Source organism: Pedococcus sp. KACC 23699 (genome assembly GCF_045348425.1).
Lineage (GTDB): Bacteria > Actinomycetota > Actinomycetes > Actinomycetales > Dermatophilaceae > Pedococcus.
Map to the genome: position 1 here is coordinate 2,435,358 of NZ_CP157483.1, position 19,854 is coordinate 2,455,211.

22 protein-coding genes and 1 tRNA gene are annotated in these 19,854 nt (G+C 72.2%); 20 read left to right on the plus strand and 3 right to left on the minus strand.

The genetic code is table 11. From position 1 onward, the window contains the following. Nucleotides 1-28: 28 nt before the first annotated feature. The 5 genes from map to ABEG17_RS11485 all read left to right on the plus strand — a co-directional run bounded on the left by map (nucleotide 29) and on the right by ABEG17_RS11485 (nucleotide 3,602). Entirely contained in the window at nucleotides 29-799 is a 771-nt protein-coding gene (map, locus tag ABEG17_RS11465) for a type I methionyl aminopeptidase (protein WP_406829610.1), read from the plus strand. Between the two features lie 37 nt (nucleotides 800-836). Further along, a complete protein-coding gene (locus ABEG17_RS11470) occupies nucleotides 837-1,511 on the plus strand; it encodes a hypothetical protein (RefSeq protein WP_406829611.1) in 675 nt (224 codons plus the stop codon). 21 nt (nucleotides 1,512-1,532) lie between these two features. Next, complete coding sequence (locus ABEG17_RS11475; protein ID WP_406829612.1) at nucleotides 1,533-1,835, plus strand: DUF2087 domain-containing protein; 303 nt, start codon at nucleotides 1,533-1,535, stop codon at nucleotides 1,833-1,835. A gap of 75 nt (nucleotides 1,836-1,910) precedes the next feature. Beyond that, complete coding sequence (locus tag ABEG17_RS11480) at nucleotides 1,911-2,945, plus strand: glycosyl hydrolase (protein WP_406829613.1); 1,035 nt, start codon at nucleotides 1,911-1,913, stop codon at nucleotides 2,943-2,945. Between the two features lie 117 nt (nucleotides 2,946-3,062). After that, a complete protein-coding gene (locus tag ABEG17_RS11485; protein WP_406829614.1) occupies nucleotides 3,063-3,602 on the plus strand; it encodes a GNAT family N-acetyltransferase in 540 nt (179 codons plus the stop codon). 15 nt (nucleotides 3,603-3,617) lie between these two features. Here the strand turns inward: ABEG17_RS11485 and ABEG17_RS11490 are convergent, their stop codons facing one another. Together ABEG17_RS11490 and ABEG17_RS11495 are read right to left on the minus strand one after the other, a co-directional pair. Beyond that, complete coding sequence (locus tag ABEG17_RS11490; RefSeq protein ID WP_406829615.1) at nucleotides 3,618-4,121, minus strand: DinB family protein; 504 nt, start codon at nucleotides 4,119-4,121, stop codon at nucleotides 3,618-3,620. Nucleotides 4,122-4,193: 72 nt separating this feature from the next. Further along, on the minus strand, nucleotides 4,194-4,838 hold the full coding sequence (locus tag ABEG17_RS11495; protein WP_406829616.1) for an LON peptidase substrate-binding domain-containing protein: 645 nt from the start codon (nucleotides 4,836-4,838) through the stop codon (nucleotides 4,194-4,196). 95 nt (nucleotides 4,839-4,933) lie between these two features. On the opposite strand from ABEG17_RS11495, the gene ABEG17_RS11500 reads away from it, so the two are divergent. From ABEG17_RS11500 to ABEG17_RS11565, 14 genes are all read left to right on the plus strand, one after another. Then, nucleotides 4,934-5,293: an NADH-quinone oxidoreductase subunit A gene (locus tag ABEG17_RS11500; RefSeq protein WP_406829618.1), complete on the plus strand. Its 360-nt coding sequence runs from the start codon at nucleotides 4,934-4,936 to the stop codon at nucleotides 5,291-5,293. Further along, nucleotides 5,293-5,892, plus strand: a complete 600-nt coding sequence (locus ABEG17_RS11505) for an NADH-quinone oxidoreductase subunit B (protein WP_406833185.1) — start codon at nucleotides 5,293-5,295, stop codon at nucleotides 5,890-5,892. Before ABEG17_RS11500 ends, ABEG17_RS11505 begins: the two co-directional genes overlap by 1 nt. Continuing rightward, the gene (locus ABEG17_RS11510; RefSeq protein WP_406829619.1) at nucleotides 5,889-6,419 is read left to right on the plus strand and encodes an NADH-quinone oxidoreductase subunit C; all 531 of its coding nucleotides are present in this window, start codon (nucleotides 5,889-5,891) and stop codon (nucleotides 6,417-6,419) included. The genes ABEG17_RS11505 and ABEG17_RS11510 overlap by 4 nt, the downstream gene beginning before the upstream one ends. Beyond that, entirely contained in the window at nucleotides 6,416-7,381 is a 966-nt protein-coding gene (gene nuoH / locus ABEG17_RS11515; RefSeq protein ID WP_406829620.1) for an NADH-quinone oxidoreductase subunit NuoH, read from the plus strand. The genes ABEG17_RS11510 and nuoH overlap by 4 nt, the downstream gene beginning before the upstream one ends. After that, nucleotides 7,378-8,064 (plus strand): NuoI/complex I 23 kDa subunit family protein, encoded by a 687-nt coding sequence (locus ABEG17_RS11520; RefSeq protein ID WP_406829621.1) that lies wholly within the window; start codon nucleotides 7,378-7,380, stop codon nucleotides 8,062-8,064. The genes nuoH and ABEG17_RS11520 overlap by 4 nt, the downstream gene beginning before the upstream one ends. Continuing rightward, the gene (locus ABEG17_RS11525) at nucleotides 8,061-8,651 is read left to right on the plus strand and encodes an NADH-quinone oxidoreductase subunit J (protein WP_406829622.1); all 591 of its coding nucleotides are present in this window, start codon (nucleotides 8,061-8,063) and stop codon (nucleotides 8,649-8,651) included. Before ABEG17_RS11520 ends, ABEG17_RS11525 begins: the two co-directional genes overlap by 4 nt. Then, nucleotides 8,648-8,947 carry an NADH-quinone oxidoreductase subunit NuoK gene (gene nuoK / locus ABEG17_RS11530; protein ID WP_406829623.1) on the plus strand — a complete coding sequence of 100 codons (300 nt, stop codon included), beginning with the start codon at nucleotides 8,648-8,650 and terminating at the stop codon, nucleotides 8,945-8,947. Before ABEG17_RS11525 ends, nuoK begins: the two co-directional genes overlap by 4 nt. Then, nucleotides 8,944-10,815 (plus strand): NADH-quinone oxidoreductase subunit L, encoded by a 1,872-nt coding sequence (locus ABEG17_RS11535; RefSeq protein WP_406829624.1) that lies wholly within the window; start codon nucleotides 8,944-8,946, stop codon nucleotides 10,813-10,815. Before nuoK ends, ABEG17_RS11535 begins: the two co-directional genes overlap by 4 nt. Then, on the plus strand, nucleotides 10,812-12,284 hold the full coding sequence (locus tag ABEG17_RS11540) for a NuoM family protein (RefSeq protein ID WP_406829625.1): 1,473 nt from the start codon (nucleotides 10,812-10,814) through the stop codon (nucleotides 12,282-12,284). The genes ABEG17_RS11535 and ABEG17_RS11540 overlap by 4 nt, the downstream gene beginning before the upstream one ends. Next, on the plus strand, nucleotides 12,281-13,915 hold the full coding sequence (locus ABEG17_RS11545; RefSeq protein WP_406829626.1) for a proton-conducting transporter membrane subunit: 1,635 nt from the start codon (nucleotides 12,281-12,283) through the stop codon (nucleotides 13,913-13,915). Before ABEG17_RS11540 ends, ABEG17_RS11545 begins: the two co-directional genes overlap by 4 nt. A 38-nt stretch (nucleotides 13,916-13,953) precedes the next feature. Beyond that, on the plus strand, nucleotides 13,954-14,829 hold the full coding sequence (gene htpX, locus ABEG17_RS11550) for a zinc metalloprotease HtpX (protein ID WP_406829627.1): 876 nt from the start codon (nucleotides 13,954-13,956) through the stop codon (nucleotides 14,827-14,829). Nucleotides 14,830-15,121: 292 nt separating this feature from the next. Next, nucleotides 15,122-15,325, plus strand: coding sequence for a cold-shock protein (locus tag ABEG17_RS11555; RefSeq protein ID WP_056915526.1), 204 nt, complete (start codon nucleotides 15,122-15,124; stop codon nucleotides 15,323-15,325). A gap of 94 nt (nucleotides 15,326-15,419) precedes the next feature. Beyond that, nucleotides 15,420-17,894 carry an aminopeptidase N gene (gene pepN, locus ABEG17_RS11560; RefSeq protein WP_406829628.1) on the plus strand — a complete coding sequence of 825 codons (2,475 nt, stop codon included), beginning with the start codon at nucleotides 15,420-15,422 and terminating at the stop codon, nucleotides 17,892-17,894. A gap of 218 nt (nucleotides 17,895-18,112) precedes the next feature. Next, a complete protein-coding gene (locus ABEG17_RS11565) occupies nucleotides 18,113-19,063 on the plus strand; it encodes a serine/threonine-protein kinase (RefSeq protein ID WP_406829630.1) in 951 nt (316 codons plus the stop codon). 101 nt (nucleotides 19,064-19,164) lie between these two features. Here the strand turns inward: ABEG17_RS11565 and ABEG17_RS11570 are convergent, their stop codons facing one another. Beyond that, nucleotides 19,165-19,665 carry a YajQ family cyclic di-GMP-binding protein gene (locus ABEG17_RS11570; RefSeq protein WP_406829631.1) on the minus strand — a complete coding sequence of 167 codons (501 nt, stop codon included), beginning with the start codon at nucleotides 19,663-19,665 and terminating at the stop codon, nucleotides 19,165-19,167. Nucleotides 19,666-19,755: 90 nt separating this feature from the next. Here ABEG17_RS11570 and ABEG17_RS11575 point away from each other — a divergent pair. Then, nucleotides 19,756-19,839 (plus strand) — tRNA-Tyr (locus ABEG17_RS11575). Nucleotides 19,840-19,854: the final 15 nt, after the last annotated feature.

The following is a 19,854-nucleotide window of genomic DNA, read 5'->3' on the forward strand; positions in this document are numbered from 1 at the left end:
TTATCGCACGATCCGAGAGAGGCGTCGCATGATCGAGATCATGACCCCGGCCGAGCTGTCCCGGGCGAGGCAGGCAGGGTCCCTCGTCGCCGACATCCTGCAGGCGCTCAAGGGCCGCACCACGGTGGGCGCCAACCTGCTCGACATCGACCGGTGGGCCAAGGCGATGATCCTGCAGGCCGGGGCGGTCTCCTGCTACGTCGACTACGAGCCGTCCTTCGGGCGCGGCCCGTTCGGCCACTACATCTGCACGTCGGTCAACGACGCGGTGCTCCATGGGCTGCCCCGCGACCACCGGCTCGCCGAGGGCGACCTGCTCTCCCTCGACCTCGCCGTGTCCAAGGACGGGGTCGTCGCCGACTCCGCCATCAGCTTCGTCGTCGGCAGCTCGAGGCCCACCGAGAGCGTCGCCATGATCGATGCCACCGAACGCGCCCTGGCCGCAGGGATCGCTGCAGCCGGACCAGGCGCCCGCGTCGGCGACATCTCCCACGCCATCGGCTCGAGCCTGCGCGAGGCGGGCTATCTCATCAACACCGAGTTCGGTGGCCACGGCGTCGGGTCGACGATGCACCAGGACCCGCACGTGTCCAACACCGGCCGGCCCGGCCGGGGCTACGTGCTGCGCCCCGGGCTGCTGCTGGCCCTGGAGCCCTGGGTCATGGCCGACACCGCCGACCTCGTCACCGATGACGACGGCTGGACGCTGCGCAGCGCCACCGGGTGCCGGACGGCCCACAGCGAGCACACCATCGCCATCACCGACGACGGCGCCGAGATCCTCACCGCCGCGAGGTAGCCACCGCCTCCGTCCCGCCGCGGCTAACGTGCCGGTCGTGCCCTCCGACGCCCTGGTGCTGCCGAGTCCGCTGCTCGGCCCCGCTGCCTACCTCCCGCTCGCGGCGGCGTTGGACGAGCACGGCGTGCGGGCGCGCGTGGCCGAGCTCCCCGACGGCCCGCTGAGCCCGGCGGTGGTGCTGTCGGCGTTCGTCGACCAGCTGCACGCCAGCGGTGCCACGACGCTGGTCGCGCACAGCAACGCCGGTTACCTCGTGCCCGCGCTGTGCGCCGAGGTCCCGGTGCCGGTGGTCCTCGTCGATGCCGCGCTGCCGCTGGAGCGCGCATCCACCACCCTCCTCGCGCCACCGCAGTTCGGTGAGCTCCTGGCCGGCCTGCCACAGGAGGACGGTCTCCTGCCGCCCTGGCCGCTGTGGTGGGACCCCGCCGACATCGGCCCGATGTTTCCCTCCGTCGACTGGCAGAGGCGCGTGACCGCCGCCGCGCCCCGTCTCCCCGCCGCCTACTTCACGACCCCCGTGCAGGTGCCCGCGCGCTGGGAGGAGCGGCCCGCGGCATACCTCGGGTTCGGTGGGACGTATGCAGCGGAGCTCACCTTCGCCCGCGCCGCCGGGTGGCCGGTCCACGTCCTCGACGGCCACCACCTGCACCTGCTCGCCGAGCCGGTCGCCACGGCACAGGCGGTGCTGGCGCTGCGCGAACGCCTCGCGTGACTTCTTCCTAGAGTGGTGGGCATGGACCGGCCAGCCCTGCAGGACGCCCTTGCGCATCGTGACGCCGTGCTGCGCGCCTTCGTCCGCGAGGACGGCAGCCTCGTGTCGATCCCGACGAAGATCACCAAGCGGCTCGTGGTGCTCGACCTCATCGCGCAGGAGTTCGCCGTCGGCGAGGTGTACGAGGAGACCGACGTCAACGCCCGGCTCCGTCCCTTCCACGCCGACGTCGCCGCGTTGCGTCGGTACCTCGTGGAAGAGGGGTTCATGGACCGGCGCGACGGCCGGTACTGGCGAGCCGGCGGGACGGTCGACGGGATCTGACCGACCTGCGGTCAGGTCTGACCGACCTACGGTCAAGGCCGTGCCAGGGCGCCGCAGGACTGCCACACTCGGCGCATGCTGCGGCTCGAAGACCACTGGGTCTGGGACTCCTGGATCGCCGACGACGGCGAGCTCTACCACCTCTTCTTCCTCCAGGCGCCGAGGTCGCTGGTGGACCCGGGCAAGCGGCACACCGCCGCCACCGTGGGCCACGCGACCTCGCTCGACCTGGTGACCTGGGACTACCTGGGCGAGTGCTTCGGGCCGGCGCAGGCAGGGTTCGACGACCTGGCCATCTGGACCGGCTCGGTCGTCCGCGACGGCGACCGCTGGCGGATGTTCTACACCGCCGTGTCGACCGCCGGACACCACGTCTACGACCAGCGGGTGGGGTCGGCCGTCTCCGACGACCTTTACCACTGGGAACGGGTGTCCTCCGAGCCCGCGGTGCGCGTCGACGGGCGCTGGTACAAGAACCTCGCCAACACCCCGGCGCCGACCCAGGGTCCCGACCTCGAGGGCTCGAGCGAGACCTGGCGCGACCCCCTCGTCTTCGCCGATGCCCGGGGCGACGGCTGGCACCTGCTGCTCTCCGCCCGGGCCCGGGAGGCTGCCAGGAACGACGACGGCGTCGTCGCCCACGCCACGAGCCCCGACCTCGAGACGTGGACGCTGCAGCCGCCCCTGTGCGAGCCGGGCGCCGGGTTCGGGCAGCTGGAGGTGTTGCAGGACAAGCAGGTCGACGGTCGCTGGGTGCTGGTGTTCACCTGCCACCCACAGGAGATGACCGCCGAGCGCAAGGCCCGCAGCGGGGAGTACTGCACGTGGTCGGTGCCCGGCCCGGGTCCACTCGGTCCCTGGGACGTCGATGCCGCCCGACCCTTCGTGGTAGAGCCGGACCTGTTCGCCGCGCCGCTGGTGCAGCGCCGGGACGGGTCGTGGGCCATGGTCGGCTTCCGCAACGTCGAGCCGCGGGGCCTGGACGGTTTCGAGATCACCGACCCCATCCCGGTGACCCTGGACGCCGACGGCTACCTCGTCGCCGCCGAGGGTTACGAGTCCGCTCCGCCGGCCTTCGAGCCCCTCCCCACCGCCGCCGACGCTTCCTGACCACCCTCACCGAGCCGCCGCCTGTGGGACGGGCTGGAAAGCTTCGTGCGACCGGCGTATGGCGTGACGGGGAAATCGGGAGGCAGCAGGGGCGGGCGCGTGGCTAGGGTCGGCCGCATGCTGATCCGCCGTGAGCTGCCCACCGACGCCGACGCGATCCGCACGGTCCACCTCGCAGCCTTCGCGAAGCCGGCCACCGCGGGCGCCCCAGCGCGTCAGGGCGTCCTCGAGGCGGACCTCGTCGACGGCCTGCGCGCCGACGGCGACCTCGTGCTCGAGTGCTGCCTCGTGGCGGAGGTCGACGGCATGGTCGCCGGGCACGTGGCGATCAGCCGGGCGTTCGTCGACGGGGAGCCGGTTCTGGTCGGCCTCGGCCCGCTCGGGGTGCTGCCGGCCGTGCAGCAGGCGGGGATCGGGTCGGCGCTCATGCATGCGACGCTGGCCGCCGCCGACGCCCTGGGTGAGCGCGGGGTCGTGCTGCTCGGCCACCCCACGTACTACCCGCGGTTCGGGTTCGGCCCCGCCGTCGACCACGGCATCACCCCGCCGCAGAACTGGGGCCCGCAGTACTTCATGCTCCGCCGGCTGCACGCCTGGGGCGAGGGCCTGGCCGGGGCCTTCCGGTACGCCCCCGCCTTCGACCGCCTCGACGACTGACCGTCGGCCCGGCGGTCAGTCGCCGGTCCGGCCGTCGGCGAGCTCGCGGAGCAGGTCGAGGTGGCCGTTGTGCCGGGCGTTCTCCTCGATGAGGTGCAGGACCACCCAGCGCAACGTCGGGTGCTCGCCGCCCCGGAACGGGGTCGCCGAGCGGTCGTCGAGGTCGAGGCCCGCGATGATGGCGTCGGTGCGCACGGCCTGCGCGGCATACTCCTCGAGCGTCTGGGCCAGGGACGTCTCGGCGCCGACGCTGAACTCCTTGTCGGGCTCGGTCGCCGTCCATGGTCCGAGGTCCGGACCGCCGACGAACCGGTTCTCGATCCACGAGTGCTCGACCCAGCGCAGGTGGTTGAGCACCCCGCCCATGGTCATCAGCGGCGAACCGGGGAGCGGGGCCGCGCCGACGTGGTGGGCGGCGAGGTCGCGGCACTTCCCGGCGGCGACGTCGCGGGTGTACTGCAGCATCGTGAGCAGCGTCGTGCGCTCGTCCCAGGCGCTCGGGGTGTCATCGGGTGTCATGCCCCGACCCTGTCGCACGCGTCGGACACCCGCCACCGGATATCCGGGTATCCGGGTAACCGGTTATCGGGGTCAGTTCGGGTTCCAGGGGTGGTCCGGGGGTGGCGGCACGACGCCCAGGGTCCGGGCGAGGGCCTGCTCCCGGCGCACCATCCGCAGGCCGAGGCGCAGGCGTGTCTCGGTGTCCGGGGCTGCGAGCAGCTGCTGCCGCTCGCCGAGGTCGAGCCCCACCGAGGCGCCGACGGCGTAGGACAGCTCGTCCGCGTCGTCGGGCCACTGCGGCTGCTCGGCGCCCAGGGTCTCGGCGTACCGGTGGAGGGCCTCGCGGAGCCGGGTGGCGAGGTCGGCCACCTCCTGCTCGTCGCCGCGACGCTCCTCGAGGACGGTCACCTCGGCCGTGAGGTAGGCCGTGCCGGCGTCGGCCATCGCGTCGAGGTGGAACCGCCGCGTGCCCGTGCTGACGACGAGATAGCGGCCGTCGCCGACCGAGGCGGCCTGGACGACCCGGGCGAGGCAGCCGACCTCGTGCAGGTCGTGGGCGGAGTCGGCACCCACCTCGTGACCCTGCCGGATGGCCACCACCCCGAACTCGGGCACGTCCGTCGCGTTGACGAGGTCGCTGAGCATCTCGATGTACCGCGGCTCGAAGATCTGCAGCGGCAAGGAGGCACCCGGCACGAGGACGGTGCCGAGGGGGAACAGCGGGACCTGCGCCATACCGTCCACGGTAGGTCTCCTCCGGCCTTCCCGACACTCCACGGTGAGGTGTGCGCACGGGCCCCGTCGGGGGAGGGGCCACTAGGCTGCCAATCGTGTCGCCCTACGTCGTCGTCGCCGCAGTGGTCGTGGTCGGCCTGCTGCTGTTCGGCGCTGCCATGGGAGCCCGGAGGCTGCTCGCGCCGAGCGCCCCGACGCGCGCGAAGCTGACGACCTACGAGTCCGGTGTGGACCCCGTGGGGCGGGACTGGGCGCAGACCCAGATCCGCTACTTCGTCTACGCGTTCCTCTACGTCATCTTCGCCGTCGATGCGGTCTACCTCTTCCCGTGGGCGCTCGTGGTGCGGTCGGCCGACCTCGGGGCAGCCTCCCTGGTCGAGATCGCGGTGTTCATCGGCGTGCTGCTCGTCGGCCTCGCCCACGCTGCCCGTCGTGGCCTGCTGCGGTGGCTGTGATGTCTCGCGTCGACCTGCCCATGCCGAGAGTCGGTGCCGCGACCGACCTCGCGCCGCAGCCGATCCGTGTGGTCCTCAACTGGGGCCGGCGCTACTCCCTGTGGGTCTTCAACTTCGGGCTGGCCTGCTGTGCCATCGAGTTCATCGCCGCGTCGATGGCCCGCCACGACTTCATCCGCCTCGGGGTCATCCCGTTCGCGCCGGGACCGCGGCAGGCCGACCTCATGGTCGTGTCAGGCACCGTGACCGACAAGATGGCGCCGGCCGTGCGCCGCCTCTACGACCAGATGCCTGAGCCGAAGTACGTGATCTCGTTCGGCGCCTGCTCCAACTCGGGCGGTCCCTACTGGGACTCGTACAGCGTCACCAAGGGTGTCGACACGATCATCCCCGTCGACGTCTACGTGCCCGGCTGCCCGCCCCGCCCCGAGTCGCTGCTCCAGGGCATCCTCAAGCTGCAGGAGAAGATCGCGGCGGAGACGTTGTCCACCAAGGGAATCCGCGCCAAGTATGCAGGGCATCGCACCGCCTCGGCCGGTGAGGTGACACGCGGACTCGTCGCACCCCCGACCGGCTCGCCGGCCAGGAACCCGTCGTGAACGACCCGGCAGCCGTGCAGCGGCGCGAGGTGTCACCGCAGGAGTGGGTGGCCTCGGTCGAGGGTGCCCGCACCGAGGGGTTCACCTTCTTCGACTGGCTGACAGCCGTCGACCAGACCGACGTGGAGGACGCCCCCGGGTTCGACGTCGTCTGCCACCTCATGGACGGCTCGACGCCGAAGTCGTTGCGCCGCCTCATGATCCGGACACGTGTGCCTGACGGCGGGACCCTCGGCTCCATCACCCCGGTGTTCCGTGGTGCCGCCTGGCACGAGCGTGAGACCCACGAGATGTTCGGGCTCGGGTTCGACGGGTTCGACGACGGCACCGGCCAGGACCTGCGTCCGCTGCTGCTGCCCGACGGCTTCGAGGGCACCCCGCTGCGCAAGTCCTTCGTCCTCGCGGCCCGCGCTTCCAAGGCCTGGCCCGGCGCGAAGGAACCCGGCGAGAGCGAGCACAGCAAGCCCACCGGTCGCCGAAGGGTGTCCGCCCCCGGTGTGCCGGACGCCGACTGGGGTCCGCGATGACCGGGGTCGAGGTCCTCGAGGTCGTCCTGCGCTCGGTCGCCGTGCTGGCTGCCTTCCTGGTGCTCCCGCTGCTCGTCGGCCAGACCGAGCACAAGGTCATGGCGCACATGCAGGGCCGGCTCGGACCGATGTACGCCGGTGGGTTCCACGGCTGGGCCCAGCTGGTCGCCGACGGGGTCAAGTTCGTGCAGAAGGAGGACATCACCCCGGCAGCCGCCGACAAGGCCGTCTTCCGGTTCGCCCCCGCGGTCGCGCTCATCCCGTACCTCGTGGCGATGGCGGTCATCCCGCTGTCACCCGACGTCGTGGCCGCCGACGCCCCCGCGAGCGCGGTCCTCGTCCTGGCGGTCACCGCCGTCGGCATCCTCGGCACCCTGATGGCCGGCTGGGCCAGCGCCAACAAGTACTCCCTGCTCGGCGCGATGCGGGCCGCCGCCCAGCTGCTGTCCTACGAGCTGCCGCTGGTCCTCGCCGTGGCCTCGGTCTGTCTCGCGGCGGGATCGCTGTCCTTGTCCGGCATCGCGGCTGCCTGGTCTCCGTGGTGGTTGCTGTGGCAGCTCCCCGGTGCGGTCGTCTTCCTCGTCGCCGCTGTCGCCGAGCTGCAGCGCCCCCCCTTCGACATGCCAGTCGCCGACAGCGAGATCGTGTTCGGCGCCTACACCGAGTACACCGGGCTGCGGTTCGCGTTCTTCCTGCTGAGCGAGTACGCCGGGATCGTCGTCATGTCGCTGCTGTTCGCCGTGCTCTACCTCGGCGGCTGGCAGGGGCCGTTCAGCGACCAGCTCGGCTGGCTCTGGACGGTGCTCAAGGGGTTCGTGATCGCCGTCGTGGTCATCTGGCTGCGCGTCTCGTGGCCGAGGCTGCGCGAGGACCAGCTCCAGCGCCTGGCCTGGCTCGTCCTCGTGCCGCTCGCCCTCGCGCAGCTGGCCCTCACCGGCGCCTGGGTGGTGCTGAGCGCATGAGCGAACCGACGAAGCCCCAGCAGAACAAGCCTCAGCAGAAGCCTCAGGCGACGACGTCCCAGCCGGCGAAGCGCAGCAGCGGCGGCGCCATACCGGGGATCCTCAAGGGACTGGCCACGACCGCGCGCACCATGGTGAAGCCGTCGCACACCGCTGAGTACCCGGACGTCCAGCCGCACCTTCCCCCGCGCAGCCGCGGGGTGATCGCCCTGCTCGAGGAGAACTGCACCTCCTGCATGCTCTGCGCCCGCGAGTGCCCGGACTGGTGCATCTACATCGACTCCCACAAGGAGACGATCCCCGCGACGACGCCGGGCGGGCGCGACCGGCAGCGCAACGTGCTCGACCGGTTCGCCATCGACTTCAGCCTCTGCATGTACTGCGGCATCTGCATCGAGGTCTGCCCGTTCGACGCGCTGCACTGGAGCCCCGAGTTCGAGTACTCCGAGCTCGACATCCGCGACCTGCTGCACGAGAAGGACCGGCTCGGCCAGTGGATGCCCACGGTCCCGCCACCGCCCGCCCTCGACGAGCGCTCCGCGGAGCCGGCAGAGATCGCCGCCGCCAACAAGCCGCCCCGGACGGTCCGGACCCCGGCGGCCCGTCCCGCCCGCGTCCGCCCCGGGGCGGCCGCACCCGAGGCGGCGACGACCGAGCTGCCCGCTCCCGAGGCGGACGCGTGACCGGGCTCGACATCGCCTTCGCCGGCGTCGGGCTCATCGCGGCGGCCAGCGGGCTGCTCGCGGTGACCACCCGGCACGTCGTGCACGCCGCGCTCTGGCTGGTGGTGTGCCTGGGCTCGATCGCCGGGTGCTACCTCGTGCTGGGTGCCGAGTTCGTCGCGCTGGTGCAGGTCCTCGTCTACGTCGGCGCCGTCGTCGTCCTGGTGCTGTTCGCGCTGATGCTCACCCGCGCCCCGATCGGCCCGCACGCGCAGATCGCGACCAGCCGCCTGCACCGGGTCCTCGCAGCGGTGCTCGGGGCAGCCGTCACCGCGGTGCTGGCCTCCGTCCTGCTCCCGCTCGCCGCGCCCGTCCCGCGCAAGACGACCGCCACGAGCGAGCTGGCGAGCGAGCTGTTCGGCACGTGGGTGTGGCCGTTCGAGCTCTTGTCCGTCCTGCTGCTCGTCGCCCTGGTCGCCGCGCTCGCCGTCTCCCGCGTCGCCGGCCGGGTGCCCGCGCCGGACCACGCCGCCGCACCGGAGCGCGTCCCGGCACCGGACCGCGCGCCGGCAGCGGACTCCACGCCGACCCGGGGGAGCCAGCCGTGATCCACCTCGCCGGCCCCTACCTCCTCGCCGCCGTGCTCGCCGGCCTCGGCACGTATGGCGTGCTGGCCCGCCGCAACGCCGTGCTCGTCCTGATCGGGGTGGAGCTGGTCCTCAACGCGGCGACCCTGCTGCTCGTCTCGGTCGGGGCCTCGGGTGGGGACCGGTGGGCGGCGGGCAACATCCTCACCCTCTTCGTCATCACCATCGCGGCCGCAGAGGTCTGCGTGGCCCTCGCGGTGGTGCTGGCCGTCTACCGCCTGCGCGGCGACATCGACCTCGACCGGACCCGCCCGTGAGCGCCACTGCGGCCCGCCTGGTCGTCCTCGTCCCGCTCGCTGCCGCCGTCCTCGGGCTGCTCCTGGCCCGACGGCACGACGCGAGCGACGGTCGCGGCGGGCTCGACCCGCGCGCCGCACGAGGCCTCGCGGTCACCGCCTCGCTCGTCACCCTCGGCGCCGCGCTGGTGCAGCTCGTGGGGGTGCACACGTCCGGGCAGTCCCGCGCGGTCGACACGTTCGCGCCGCTGGCCGCCGGTGAGCTGCGCATCCCGCTCCAGCTCCAGGCCACGACCGCCACCGCGCTGATCGCGCTCGTCGTCGCCGTCGTCGGCTGGGCCGTCCAGGCGTTCGCCGGCTGGTACCTGCGCGAGGACGACCGCTACGGCATCTTCGCCGCCACGGTCTCCCTGTTCACCGCCGCCATGCTGCTCGTCGTCGAGTCCGCCGACCTCGTGCTGACCCTGGTCGGCTGGGAGGTGATGGGCTGGTGCTCCTACCTGCTCATCGGGCACTGGAGCCGCAAGGAGTCCGCGCGACGGGCGGCGCTCAAGGCCTTCCTCGTCACCCGGCTGGCCGACGTCGGGTTCGTCCTCGGGGTGGTGGTCCTCGCCACGGAAGCCGGCTCCACGGCATACCGGTCGGTGATCGCCTCGTATGCGGGGGAGTCGGCGACGCTGCCCATGGTGCTGCTGGTCATCGGTGTGCTCGGCAAGTCGGGCATGGTGCCGTTCCACGACTGGCTGCCCGACGCGATGGAGGGCCCGACGCCGGCGTCCGCCCTCATCCACGCGGCGACCATGGTGGCCGCGGGGACGTTCGTGCTGGCCCAGCTGTTCGACCTGCTGGCCTCGAGCGACGGCGCCCGGTGGGTCCTCGCCCTGAGCACCGCCGTGACGATGGTCTGGGCGGCACTGCTCGCCTTCGGGCAGAGCGACCTGAAGCGCCTGCTCGCCTACTCCACCCTCAGTCAGGTCGCCCTCATGCTGTCGGCCCTCGCGGTCGCCCAGGCCGACGAGGGGCCGGGGGCGGGGGTCCTGCACCTGTACTCCCACGCGTTCTTCAAGGCGTTGCTGTTCCTCGCGATCGGCTGGCTCAGCGTCACCGTCGGCGGCACGGCGGCCGCCACGATGCGCGGCGGGCTCCGCGGCCACCTCGTCCTGCGCCCGGCGATGTTCGTCGGCCTGCTCTCGCTCGCCGGGGTGCCCCCGCTAGTGGGGTTCGTGTCGAAGGAGCACGTCCTGTCGGCCGCGGAGGCAGGCATCGCGGTCGCACCGGCCCGGTCCTGGCTGGTCCTGCTCGCAGGCCTGGTCACCGTGGTCCTCACCGCGGCCTACTGCATGCGCGCCTGGCTCGTCCTGGACGACCTCACCGCCGCCGACATCGACCGGCACGAGAGCGACACGGCCACACGTCCGGTGCAGACGGCCGTCGTCGTCCTCACCGTCCTCACCGTCATCGGCGGGCTCGTCGTCCTCAGCCCGCTGGTCGACCTCGGGGGCCACATCGGATGGTTCGTCGCCCTGCTGAGCGTCCTGCTCGTCGTGGGTGCCGGTCTCGCGGTCGTGCGGGTCACGACGAGCCGGCTCGGCGCGGGGGAGGACCCCGCCCTCCTCGTCGGTGCCCGCCAGCGGGCCTTCGACTCCGGGTTCGGGGTCGACCGCCTGTACGTCGCGCTGGTGGCCACGCCCGTCCTGGCCGCGGCCCGGCTCGTCGTCTTCCTCGACCGCGAGGTCGTCGACGCCTACGTGCGGGGTGCCGCCGTCGGCGCGGTCCTCGCGGGGCGCGGCGGTGACCGCGCCCACCGGACCGAACGGGCCGCGACAGGCCTGGCCTGGGTGGTGGCGGGCGCCGTGGCCGTGACGCTCGTGGGGGTGGCGCTGCTGTGATCCTCACCGCCCTCGTCCTGCCCGCAGCGGTCGCTGCCTGGCTGCTCACGGCCGGTCGTGGTCTGACCCACCGCGCGGCCAACCTCACCGCGGCTGCCACCAGCGTCCTGACGCTCGTCGCGGTGGCGGTCGCCGTCGTGCTCCGCCCCGAGGTCGACCGCTCATGGGTGCCCTCCCTCGGACTGCGCTGGCACCTCGGTGTCGACGGCATCAGCGCGCCGCTGCTCCTGCTCACCGCCCTGCTCGGGGTCGCCGTCGTGCTGCACACCCGCGAACGCCCGCCCGTCGGCGGCACCAGCGCGGCGTTCCACGCGTGCCTGCTGCTCGTCGAGCTGGGTGCACTCGCGACGTTCTTCGCCCGTGACGCCGTGCTGTTCTTCGTCGCGTTCGAGGTGGTGCTCGTGCCGATGTGGGTGCTCATCACGCGGTTCGGCGACGCCCACCGGCCCGCGGCCCGCGCCGACGCGGGGGCCCGCTTCGTCCTCTACACCGCGTTCGGCTCGACGCTGATGCTCGTCGGCATCCTGGCCCTGGTGACGAGGTCGGGCACCGCCGACCTCGGGGTCCTCGCCCAGGACGCCGGCCGTGGGTTGTCGCCCACGACCCAGCTGGTCGTGGCCGCCCTGCTCGTGACCGGCCTGGCCGTCAAGGTGCCGGTCTTCCCCCTGCACACGTGGCTGCCCGCTGCGCACACGACGGCCCCCACCGCGGGCTCGGTCCTGCTTGCCGCGGTCCTGCTCAAGATGGGCACCTACGGCCTGGTCCGACTGCCGCTCGCCACCGTGCCCGACGGGTTCGCGCGGGTCGCTCCGGTGCTCGCGGTCCTCGGGGCCGTCGGGATCATCTGGGGAGGCCTGTGCTGCCTCGTCGAGCGCGACCTCAAGCGCCTGGTCGCCTACTCCTCGGTGGCGCACATGGGCTTCGTCGCGATCGGGCTGGCCAGCGGCACCCGCACCGGTCTGCAGGCCGCGCTGTTCGCCAACGTCGCCCACGGTGTCGTCTCCGCCCTGCTGTTCGTCGTCGTCGGCGGCCTGAAGGAACGCTGGGGCAGCGCCGACCTCGACACCGCCCGCGCAGCCCTGCGTGAGGTCGCGCCGCGGCTCGGCTTCGCCCTGATCACCGGCCTCGCCGCCTCCCTCGGGCTGCCCGGCCTCGCCGGGTTCTGGGGCGAGTTCCTGTCCGTGTATGCCGCGTGGAGACCGGCGGGTGACCGGCCGGTGACCCTGTTCCACGGGGTCGCCGTGGTCGCCGCCCTCGGCACCGTGCTCGCTGCCGCCTACGCCTTGCGGGTGGCCCGCACCGTGTGGGCGGGTGAGCGCACGTCTCCGCCGATCCAGGACAGCCGCGGCAGCGAGTGGGACGTCGTCGTGGTCCTGGTCCTCGCGACCCTGCTGCTCGGGGTGCTCCCCGGGCCGCTGTTGGCGCTGACCCGGGACACGGTCAGCATGCTGGTCGGAGCAGCGCCGTGAACGCCGTCGCCACGCTCGACTGGCTCGTGCTCGGTCCCGTGGTGGCACCGGCGGCAGGTGCCGTGGTGGTGCTCGTCGTCGACGCCTTCGCCCCACGCCTGTCCCGGCTGCACGCCATGCTGGGGGTGGTCGCCCTGGTCCTCGGCGCAGCGCTCGCGCTCCCCACGGCCCTCGGGTCGGCTGCGACCCCACGGCGCTCGCTGTGCCTGCCCGCCCCCGACGGTGCCTGCCTGTACGAAGCCGGGCCGGTCGCCGGGGCCCTGCAGGTCGGTGCGCTGCTGGCCGCCCTGGTGGTCCTGCTCCTCGCGTGGCCGGATAGGGCGTCGCAGGAGCGGCTCTCGACCGTGGGTGCGCCGGGCGGCGACACCGCACCCCTGCGAGGAGGCCCCGCCGTCCTCGTGTCGCTGGTCCTCGCGGCCACCGCCGGTGCGGCCGGGGTGGCCGCCGCCCACGACCTCGGCTCGTGGCTGGTCAGCCTCGAGCTGGCCACCCTGCCGGCGATCGCGCTCGTCGCGTTGCGAGCCACCCCGGACGCCGGTCGTGGCGCGCTCGCCCTGCTGACGACCTCGTTGGTGTCCTTCGCGTTCGTCGTCATGGGCGCCGCCCTCTGGCTGCTGGCGACCGCCCAACCGGTTTTCTCCGGCACGGCCGCCGCAGCGGCACTGGCCGATCCCGAGCGTCGTGCCGTCCTGGTCCTCGGCCTGCTCCTGCTGGTGGGCGGGGTCGGCTTCAAGCTGTCGCTCGTGCCGTTCCACGTGTGGACGCCGCAGGCCTACTCCGGCGGCACCGAACCCGTCGCGACGTTCCTCGCGGCGACTTCCAAGGTCGCCGCCCTGGCTGCCCTCCTCGTCGTCCTCGGCCCGCTCGCGGCTGCGGGAGCGGTCGGTGCCCACGCAGCGACGCCGGTCCTCGTCGTCGTCGGCATCCTGGCCGCCGTGTCGATGACGGTCGGCAACCTCGTCGCCCTCGTCCAGGACGACCCGGTCCGACTGCTGGCCTGGTCGACGGTGGCGCAGGCCGGCTGGGTGGTGCTGCCGCTGTCCGTCGCCACGACGCAGGCCGGGCAGGCCTCGTCCGGGTACCTGCTCGCCTACGTCGTCGCCACCCTCGTCGCCTTCACCGTCGTGCACCTCGTCACCCGCACCGGTGCAGGCGCGGGTGGGACGGGGGCAGCCGGCACGCCTGCGGGTGGGGCGGGGCGAGGTCGGACGCTGGCGGCATACACGGGGCTGCTGCGGCGGCGCCCGGTCCTGGGCGGTGCGCTGGGCCTGGCCCTGCTCTCCCTCGCGGGGCTGCCGCCGGGAGTTCTCGGGCTCGTGGCCAAGGTGCTCGCGCTGCGGCCCGTGGTGGGTGACGGGCAGTGGGTCCTCGCCCTGGTCGCCGTGGCCAACGCGGTCCTCGGCATCGCCGTCTACCTTCGCTGGTTCACCGTCCTGCTGCGCGACCCGGAGCCCGGGGCGGACGCCGTCCCCACGGCCGAGGGCGCGGGTGGCGGTGCGGGCGAAGGGTGGCCCGAGGAGCTGTTCGGCGGGCGCGTCCCACGGCCGGCGCTGGTGGCCCTGCTGCTGTCCGGTGGCGTCCTCGTGATCGCCAGCGTCCTGCCGCAGCTCGTGCTCGGCCTGCTCGGCTGACGGGGAACGCCCGCGCGAAACGCAGCGTTGTGGCAGACATGCACAACCACTTCAACGGACTCAAGACCGCTGCGCTGTTCGGTGGCATCTTCGCCGTGCTCCTGGCGCTGGGTTCGGTCATCGGCGGGGGCCAGTACCTGTGGCTCTTCGCGCTCTTCGGTGTCGGCATGACGTTCTACGGCTACTGGAACTCCGACAAGCTGGCGATCAAGGCCATGCACGCCTACCCCGTCAGCGAGGCCCAGGCACCCGCGATGTACCGGATCGTCCGGGAGCTCTCGACCGCCGCAGGCAAGCCGATGCCGCGCCTGTTCATCAGCCCGACCCCGGCGCCGAACGCCTTCGCGACCGGCCGCAACCCCGACCACGCCGCCGTGTGCTGCACCGAGGGCATCCTCGGCCTGCTCGACGAGCGTGAGCTGCGCGGCGTCCTCGGCCACGAGCTGATGCACGTCTACAACCGCGACATCCTCACCGGCTCGGTCGCTGCGGCGGTGGCGGGGGTCATCACCTCGGTCGCCCAGATGCTCATGTTCACCAGCATGTTCGGTGGTGGCGGCAGCGACGAGGACCGGCCCAACCCGTTCGCCCTGCTGGCGATGGCGCTGCTGGCGCCGGTCGCCGCGATGATCATCCAGATGGCGATCAGCCGCACCCGCGAGTACGACGCGGACGAGGACGGCGCCCGCCTCACCGGTGACCCGCTCGCCCTCGCCTCGGCCCTGCGCAAGCTCGAGACCGGTGTCGCCCGCGCTCCGCTGCAGCCCACGCCGGCCCTGCAGAACTCCAGCCACATGATGATCGCCAACCCGTTCCGGCCCCAGGACGTCTCGCGGTTCTTCTCTACCCACCCCCCGATGACCGAGCGCATCGCCCGCCTCGAGCAGCAGGCCTACGGGTTCCGCCAGCGCTGACGCGCCGTCGCTGCGACCCGTGACGCCCCCCTTGACGCCCCCCTTGACGCGCCTTGTCGCGAGCCCGTCGGACGCATCCGCTGGTGCGTCCGACAGGCCGTGGGGGAGCGATGTCGGCAAACGGGCTCGGACACGCTATGGTTGTCCGCAGTTGCAGTTGCAGTTCCTCGTCTGAGTGGGCCCGCCAATGTGCGGGCCTTTTTTCTTCAGCGGTTTGGTCCGTGTCGTGGTGGTGTGCGCAGCTGGTGGATCGCGTCCGCGACCACCTCGGCCAACAGGAACGAGAAATCCCATGGCACAGGGAACTGTCAAGTGGTTCAACGCTGAAAAGGGCTTCGGCTTCGTGGAGCAGGACGGCGGCGGCCCCGACGTCTTCGTTCACTACAGCGCGATCGAGTCCAGCGGCTACCGCTCGCTCGACGAGGCACAGCGCGTGGAGTTCGACATCACGCAGGGCCCCAAGGGCCCGCAGGCCGAGAAGGTCCGCGTCATCTGAGACCACCGCAACCGGTGATTTCGCCGAAGCCCCCGACCACCTGTGGTCGGGGGCTTCGGTCTGTCCGGGACCGGCGACTGGTTGAATCGCTGGCATGCCGTCCCTGACCCGGTCCGAAGCCCGCGAACGTTCAGCCCTGCTGGAGGTGACGCGGATGGAGGTCGACCTCGACCTCGACCAGGGAGACCAGCACTTCGGGTCCAGGACGAGGATCTCGTTCTCCTGCACCGATCCCGGCGCCGCGACGTTCGTCGACGTCAAGCCCGTCCAGCTGCACTCGATGGTCCTCAACGGCGAGCCGGTCGACGTGTCGACCCTGAGCGACGGGCGCGTCGCGCTCCGCGGCCTCGCTGCCGACAACGTCCTCGAGGTGGAGGCGTCGATGGCGTTCAGCCGCGACGGCCAGGGCCTGCACCGCGCGGTCGACCCCGCCGACGGTGAGCACTACGTCTACGGCCACCTCTTCCTCGACGCCGGACCGCGGGTGTTCGCGTGCTTCGACCAGCCCGACCTCAAGGCCCCGTACGCCGTGACGGTCACCGCCCCGCAGGCGTGGACCGTCCTGGGCAACGGCGCGGCCACCAGGACCGCCCCGGGTCGCTGGGAGCTGGCCGAGACCAAGCCGCTGGCGACCTACTTCGTCACGGTCTGCGCGGGTCCCTATGCCTCCGTGCGGGACGAGCACGACGGCATACCGCTGGGCATCCACGCCCGCGCCTCGCTCAGGGAGGCCCTCGAACGCGGGGCCCCGCAGATGCTCGAGGTCACCAAGGCGAGCTTCGACTACTACCACCAGCTGTTCGGCATCAGGTACCCGTTCGGGGAGTACCACCAGGTCTTCGTGCCGGAGTTCAACGCCGGCGCGATGGAGAACCCCGGTTGCGTGACCTTCCGCGACGTCTACGTCTTCCGCGGTGCGGCGGCTCGCGACGAGATCCTCACCCGCTCCAACACGATCGCCCACGAGATGGCGCACATGTGGTTCGGCGACCTGGTGACGATGCAGTGGTGGGACGACCTGTGGCTCAACGAGTCGTTCGCCGAGTACATGTCGCACCGCACGGTCGGCGCCGCGACGGAGTTCGGCACCGAGGCGTGGGTGGACTCCACCATGGCCCGCAAGGCCTGGGGGTATGCAGCGGAGCGCACCCCCTCGACCCACCCTGTCGCCGGCTCGGCCGCGCTCGACGCGCAGTCGGCGCTGCAGGACTTCGACGGCATCTCCTACGCGAAGGGCGCGGCGACGCTGCGCCAGCTCATCGCCCACATCGGTGACGACGCCTTCATCGCCGGCGTCTCGGCCTACCTGCGCGAGCACTCGTTCGGCAACGGCACGCTGGCCGACTTCATGGGGTTCATGGAGCGGGCCAGCGGCAAGGACCTCGGGCAGTGGACGCAGGCCTGGCTGCTGACCGCCGGCGTCGACGTGATCTCCCTCGACCGCGCCAGCGGCTCCGTGCACCGCACCGTGCCGGAAGCCTTCCCCGCCGACCGCCCGCACACGTTCGACGTCGCGGGGTTCAGCGGGGGTGCCGAGACCTTCCGGGTGCCGGTGACGACGTCCGGGGACTCGACCGTCGTGCCCGAGCTCGCGTCGGCGCCCGCCGCCGACCTCGTCGTGCCCAACGCCGGCGACCTCACCTGGGCGACGGTGACCCTGGACCCCGCGTCGATCGATGCGGTGCCCGAGCAGCTCGCGCTGGTGCCGGACCCGCAGGCCCGGGCCGTCGTGTGGGTGTCGCTCGTGGACGGGGTCTGCCTCGGCACGGTGGACCCGCGCGTCCTGGTCCGCACCGTGGGCGAGGCGTGGCCGCACGAGGACAACGCCTCGATCCTCAACCGGGTCGCCGGCAACGTGCTCGCTCGCATCATCCCCACCTTCCTGCCCGAGGACGAGCAGCACGAGGCCGAGCAGGTGGTGGCCCGTGCGGCCGCCAAGGTGCTCGAGACCGCGACGCCCGGCTCGACCCGTGCCCTCGTCGCGGCTCGCACCGTGGCCCGGACGTCGGCGGACGAAGAGCTCCTGCGCGCCTGGGCCGCCGGGCAGCGTCGCCCCGAGGGGCTCGAGGGCGACTCCGACTTCGGGTGGATCGTGGTCCGCAACCTCGCCGCGCACGGGCTCGCCGGACGCGAGCTCATCGAGGCGACCCGCGAGCGCGACGACACCCTCCAGGGCCGGCTCAGCGCCCTCATGGCCGGCGCGGCCATGCCTGACGCGGACGCGAAGGCGTGGGCGTGGGGCGAGATCACGACGAACCGGGAGCGGTCCAACTACGAGCTCAACGCGCTGGCGCAGGGTTTCTGGTCCTCCGGTGGCGTCGAGGTGCTGCGGCCGTATGCCGCGCGCTACTTCGGCGACGTGCCGGCCATGACGGCATGGGTCGGCGACGACGCGCTCGCCCGGGTCGCCCAGCTCGCCTACCCCTCCAGGGTCGTCGAGCAGGCGACGGCCGAGCTGAGCGCCGCCGCCCTGGGACGTGCTGACCTCACCCCCGCTGTGCGGCGCGCGATCGTCGACGCCGAGTCCGAGCTGGGGGAGGCCCTGCGCTCGCGCACGACCTTCGGCTGAGGCGCCTCCTCGAGCGTTCGACCCGGTCCTGACGGGGTCGAAACGCCCAGGGGTCGCAGGAGGGTGGATCTGGCGTCGTCGCAGGTCAGGTCGATGGCGGGCGGTCGCCTCGGCGCGCGGTTTGCCCCCTTCGGCCCTACCATGGCCGTTGCGAGGTTCTTGAGATGTCAATCGACGTACACCTCGGTTGATGGAGGTCGCCTCGTGGAGCGCGCAGCGTGAACCGGTTGTCCGAGGGGTTCGTCCTCGGGGGCCGCTATGTCCTGGGGGCCCGCATCGCCTCCGGTGGCATGGCCGACGTCTGGGCCGGCACCGACCAGGTGCTCCAGCGCGCCGTGGCCGTCAAGGTCATGCGCCCGGACACGGGCAACGAAGAGCTGTTCGCCAAGCGTTTCCGGGACGAGGCGGTCCACTCCGCGGCCCTGCTGCACACCAACATCGCCACGCTCTTCGACTACGGCGAGGACGACAGCCTGGCCTTTCTCGTCATGGAGCTCGTCAAGGGCGAGCCGCTGTCCCTGCTGCTGCGTCGTCGCGGCGCGCTGCCCGCCCCGGAGGTGCGGTCCCTGCTGGGTCAGGCCGCGCTCGCCCTCGGAGTCGCCCACGAGGCCCGCGTCGTCCACCGCGACATCAAGCCCGCCAACATCCTCGTCCGCCCCGACGGGCTCGTGAAGCTCACCGACTTCGGCATCGCCCGCGCGCTCGACGCCGCGGGTCACACCCGCGCCGGCGAGATGCTCGGCACTCCGCACTACATCAGCCCCGAGCAGGCCATGGGTGAGGCGGCCACGGGGGCCAGCGACCTCTACGCCCTGGGCGTCGTGGCGCACGAGATGCTCACGGGGCAGCGGCCGTTCGACCGTGGCACCCCGGTCGCGACGGCGCTCAGCCACGTCAACGAGCCGCCCCCGGCGCTGCCGAGTGACGTCCCCCAGGACCTGGCCGACCTCGTCAACGACTGCCTCTCCAAGGATCCAGCGGGCCGCCCGTCCAACGCCCGCGAGGTCGCCAGCCGGGTCGGCATCGGCGACCACGAGATGGCCGGTCTGGCTCTCGGCCTCGCGATCGCCCTGGACGGGTGGAGCGACGACTCCCCGGATACCGACTCCGACGGCTCGGTGCTGCGATTCCCCGACCTGGGCGGTCCGACCATGGCCCTGGAGGCCTGACCGGACCCGCTGCAGGTCGAGCGCCTTCGTGGTGCCCCCGGACAGACGTGTGCCGCCGTGCCCGAGTCGGGCACGGCGGCATACGTGTGTGGTGCGGTGGGTCAGCGGTAGTTGGTGAACTGGATCGCGAAGTCCAGGTCGTCCTTGCCCTTGAGCAGGGCCTGGACGGCCTGCAGGTCGTCGCGGGACTTGCTCGTCACGCGCAGCTCGTCGCCCTGGATCTGGCTCTTGACCGTCTTGGGACCCTCGTCGCGGATGATCTTGCCGATCTTCTTGGCGTTCTCCTGGGAGATGCCCTCCTGGAGGCCGAGCTCGAGGCGGTACTCCTTGCCGGAGAGCTGTGGTCCGCGCTCGGGCACGTCGAGGTGCTTGAGGGAGACCTTGCGCTTGACCAGCCAGGTCTGGAAGACGTCGAGGACGGCGTTGGCGCGCTCCTCGGTGTTGGCCCTGATGACGACCTTGTCCTCGCCGCTGGCCTCGATGGAGGCGCCGACGTTCTTGAAGTCGTAGCGCGTGGCCACCTCGCGGGCGGCGCTGTTGAGCGCGTTGGCGACCTCCTGGTGGTCGATCTTGCTGACGATGTCGAACGAGCTGTCGGCCATGTGGGCGTGTCCTTCCTGGGCGTCGCGGAGTGCAACGGACGCCGGTTTCAGCAATCGCGGTTGTCCTTGCTATTCTTCCACGCGCACCACGGCAGGTTGCCCGAGCGGCCAATGGGAGTGGACTGTAAATCCATCGCGAAAGCTTCGAAGGTTCGAATCCTTCACCTGCCACCAGTGCCACGAAGGGCC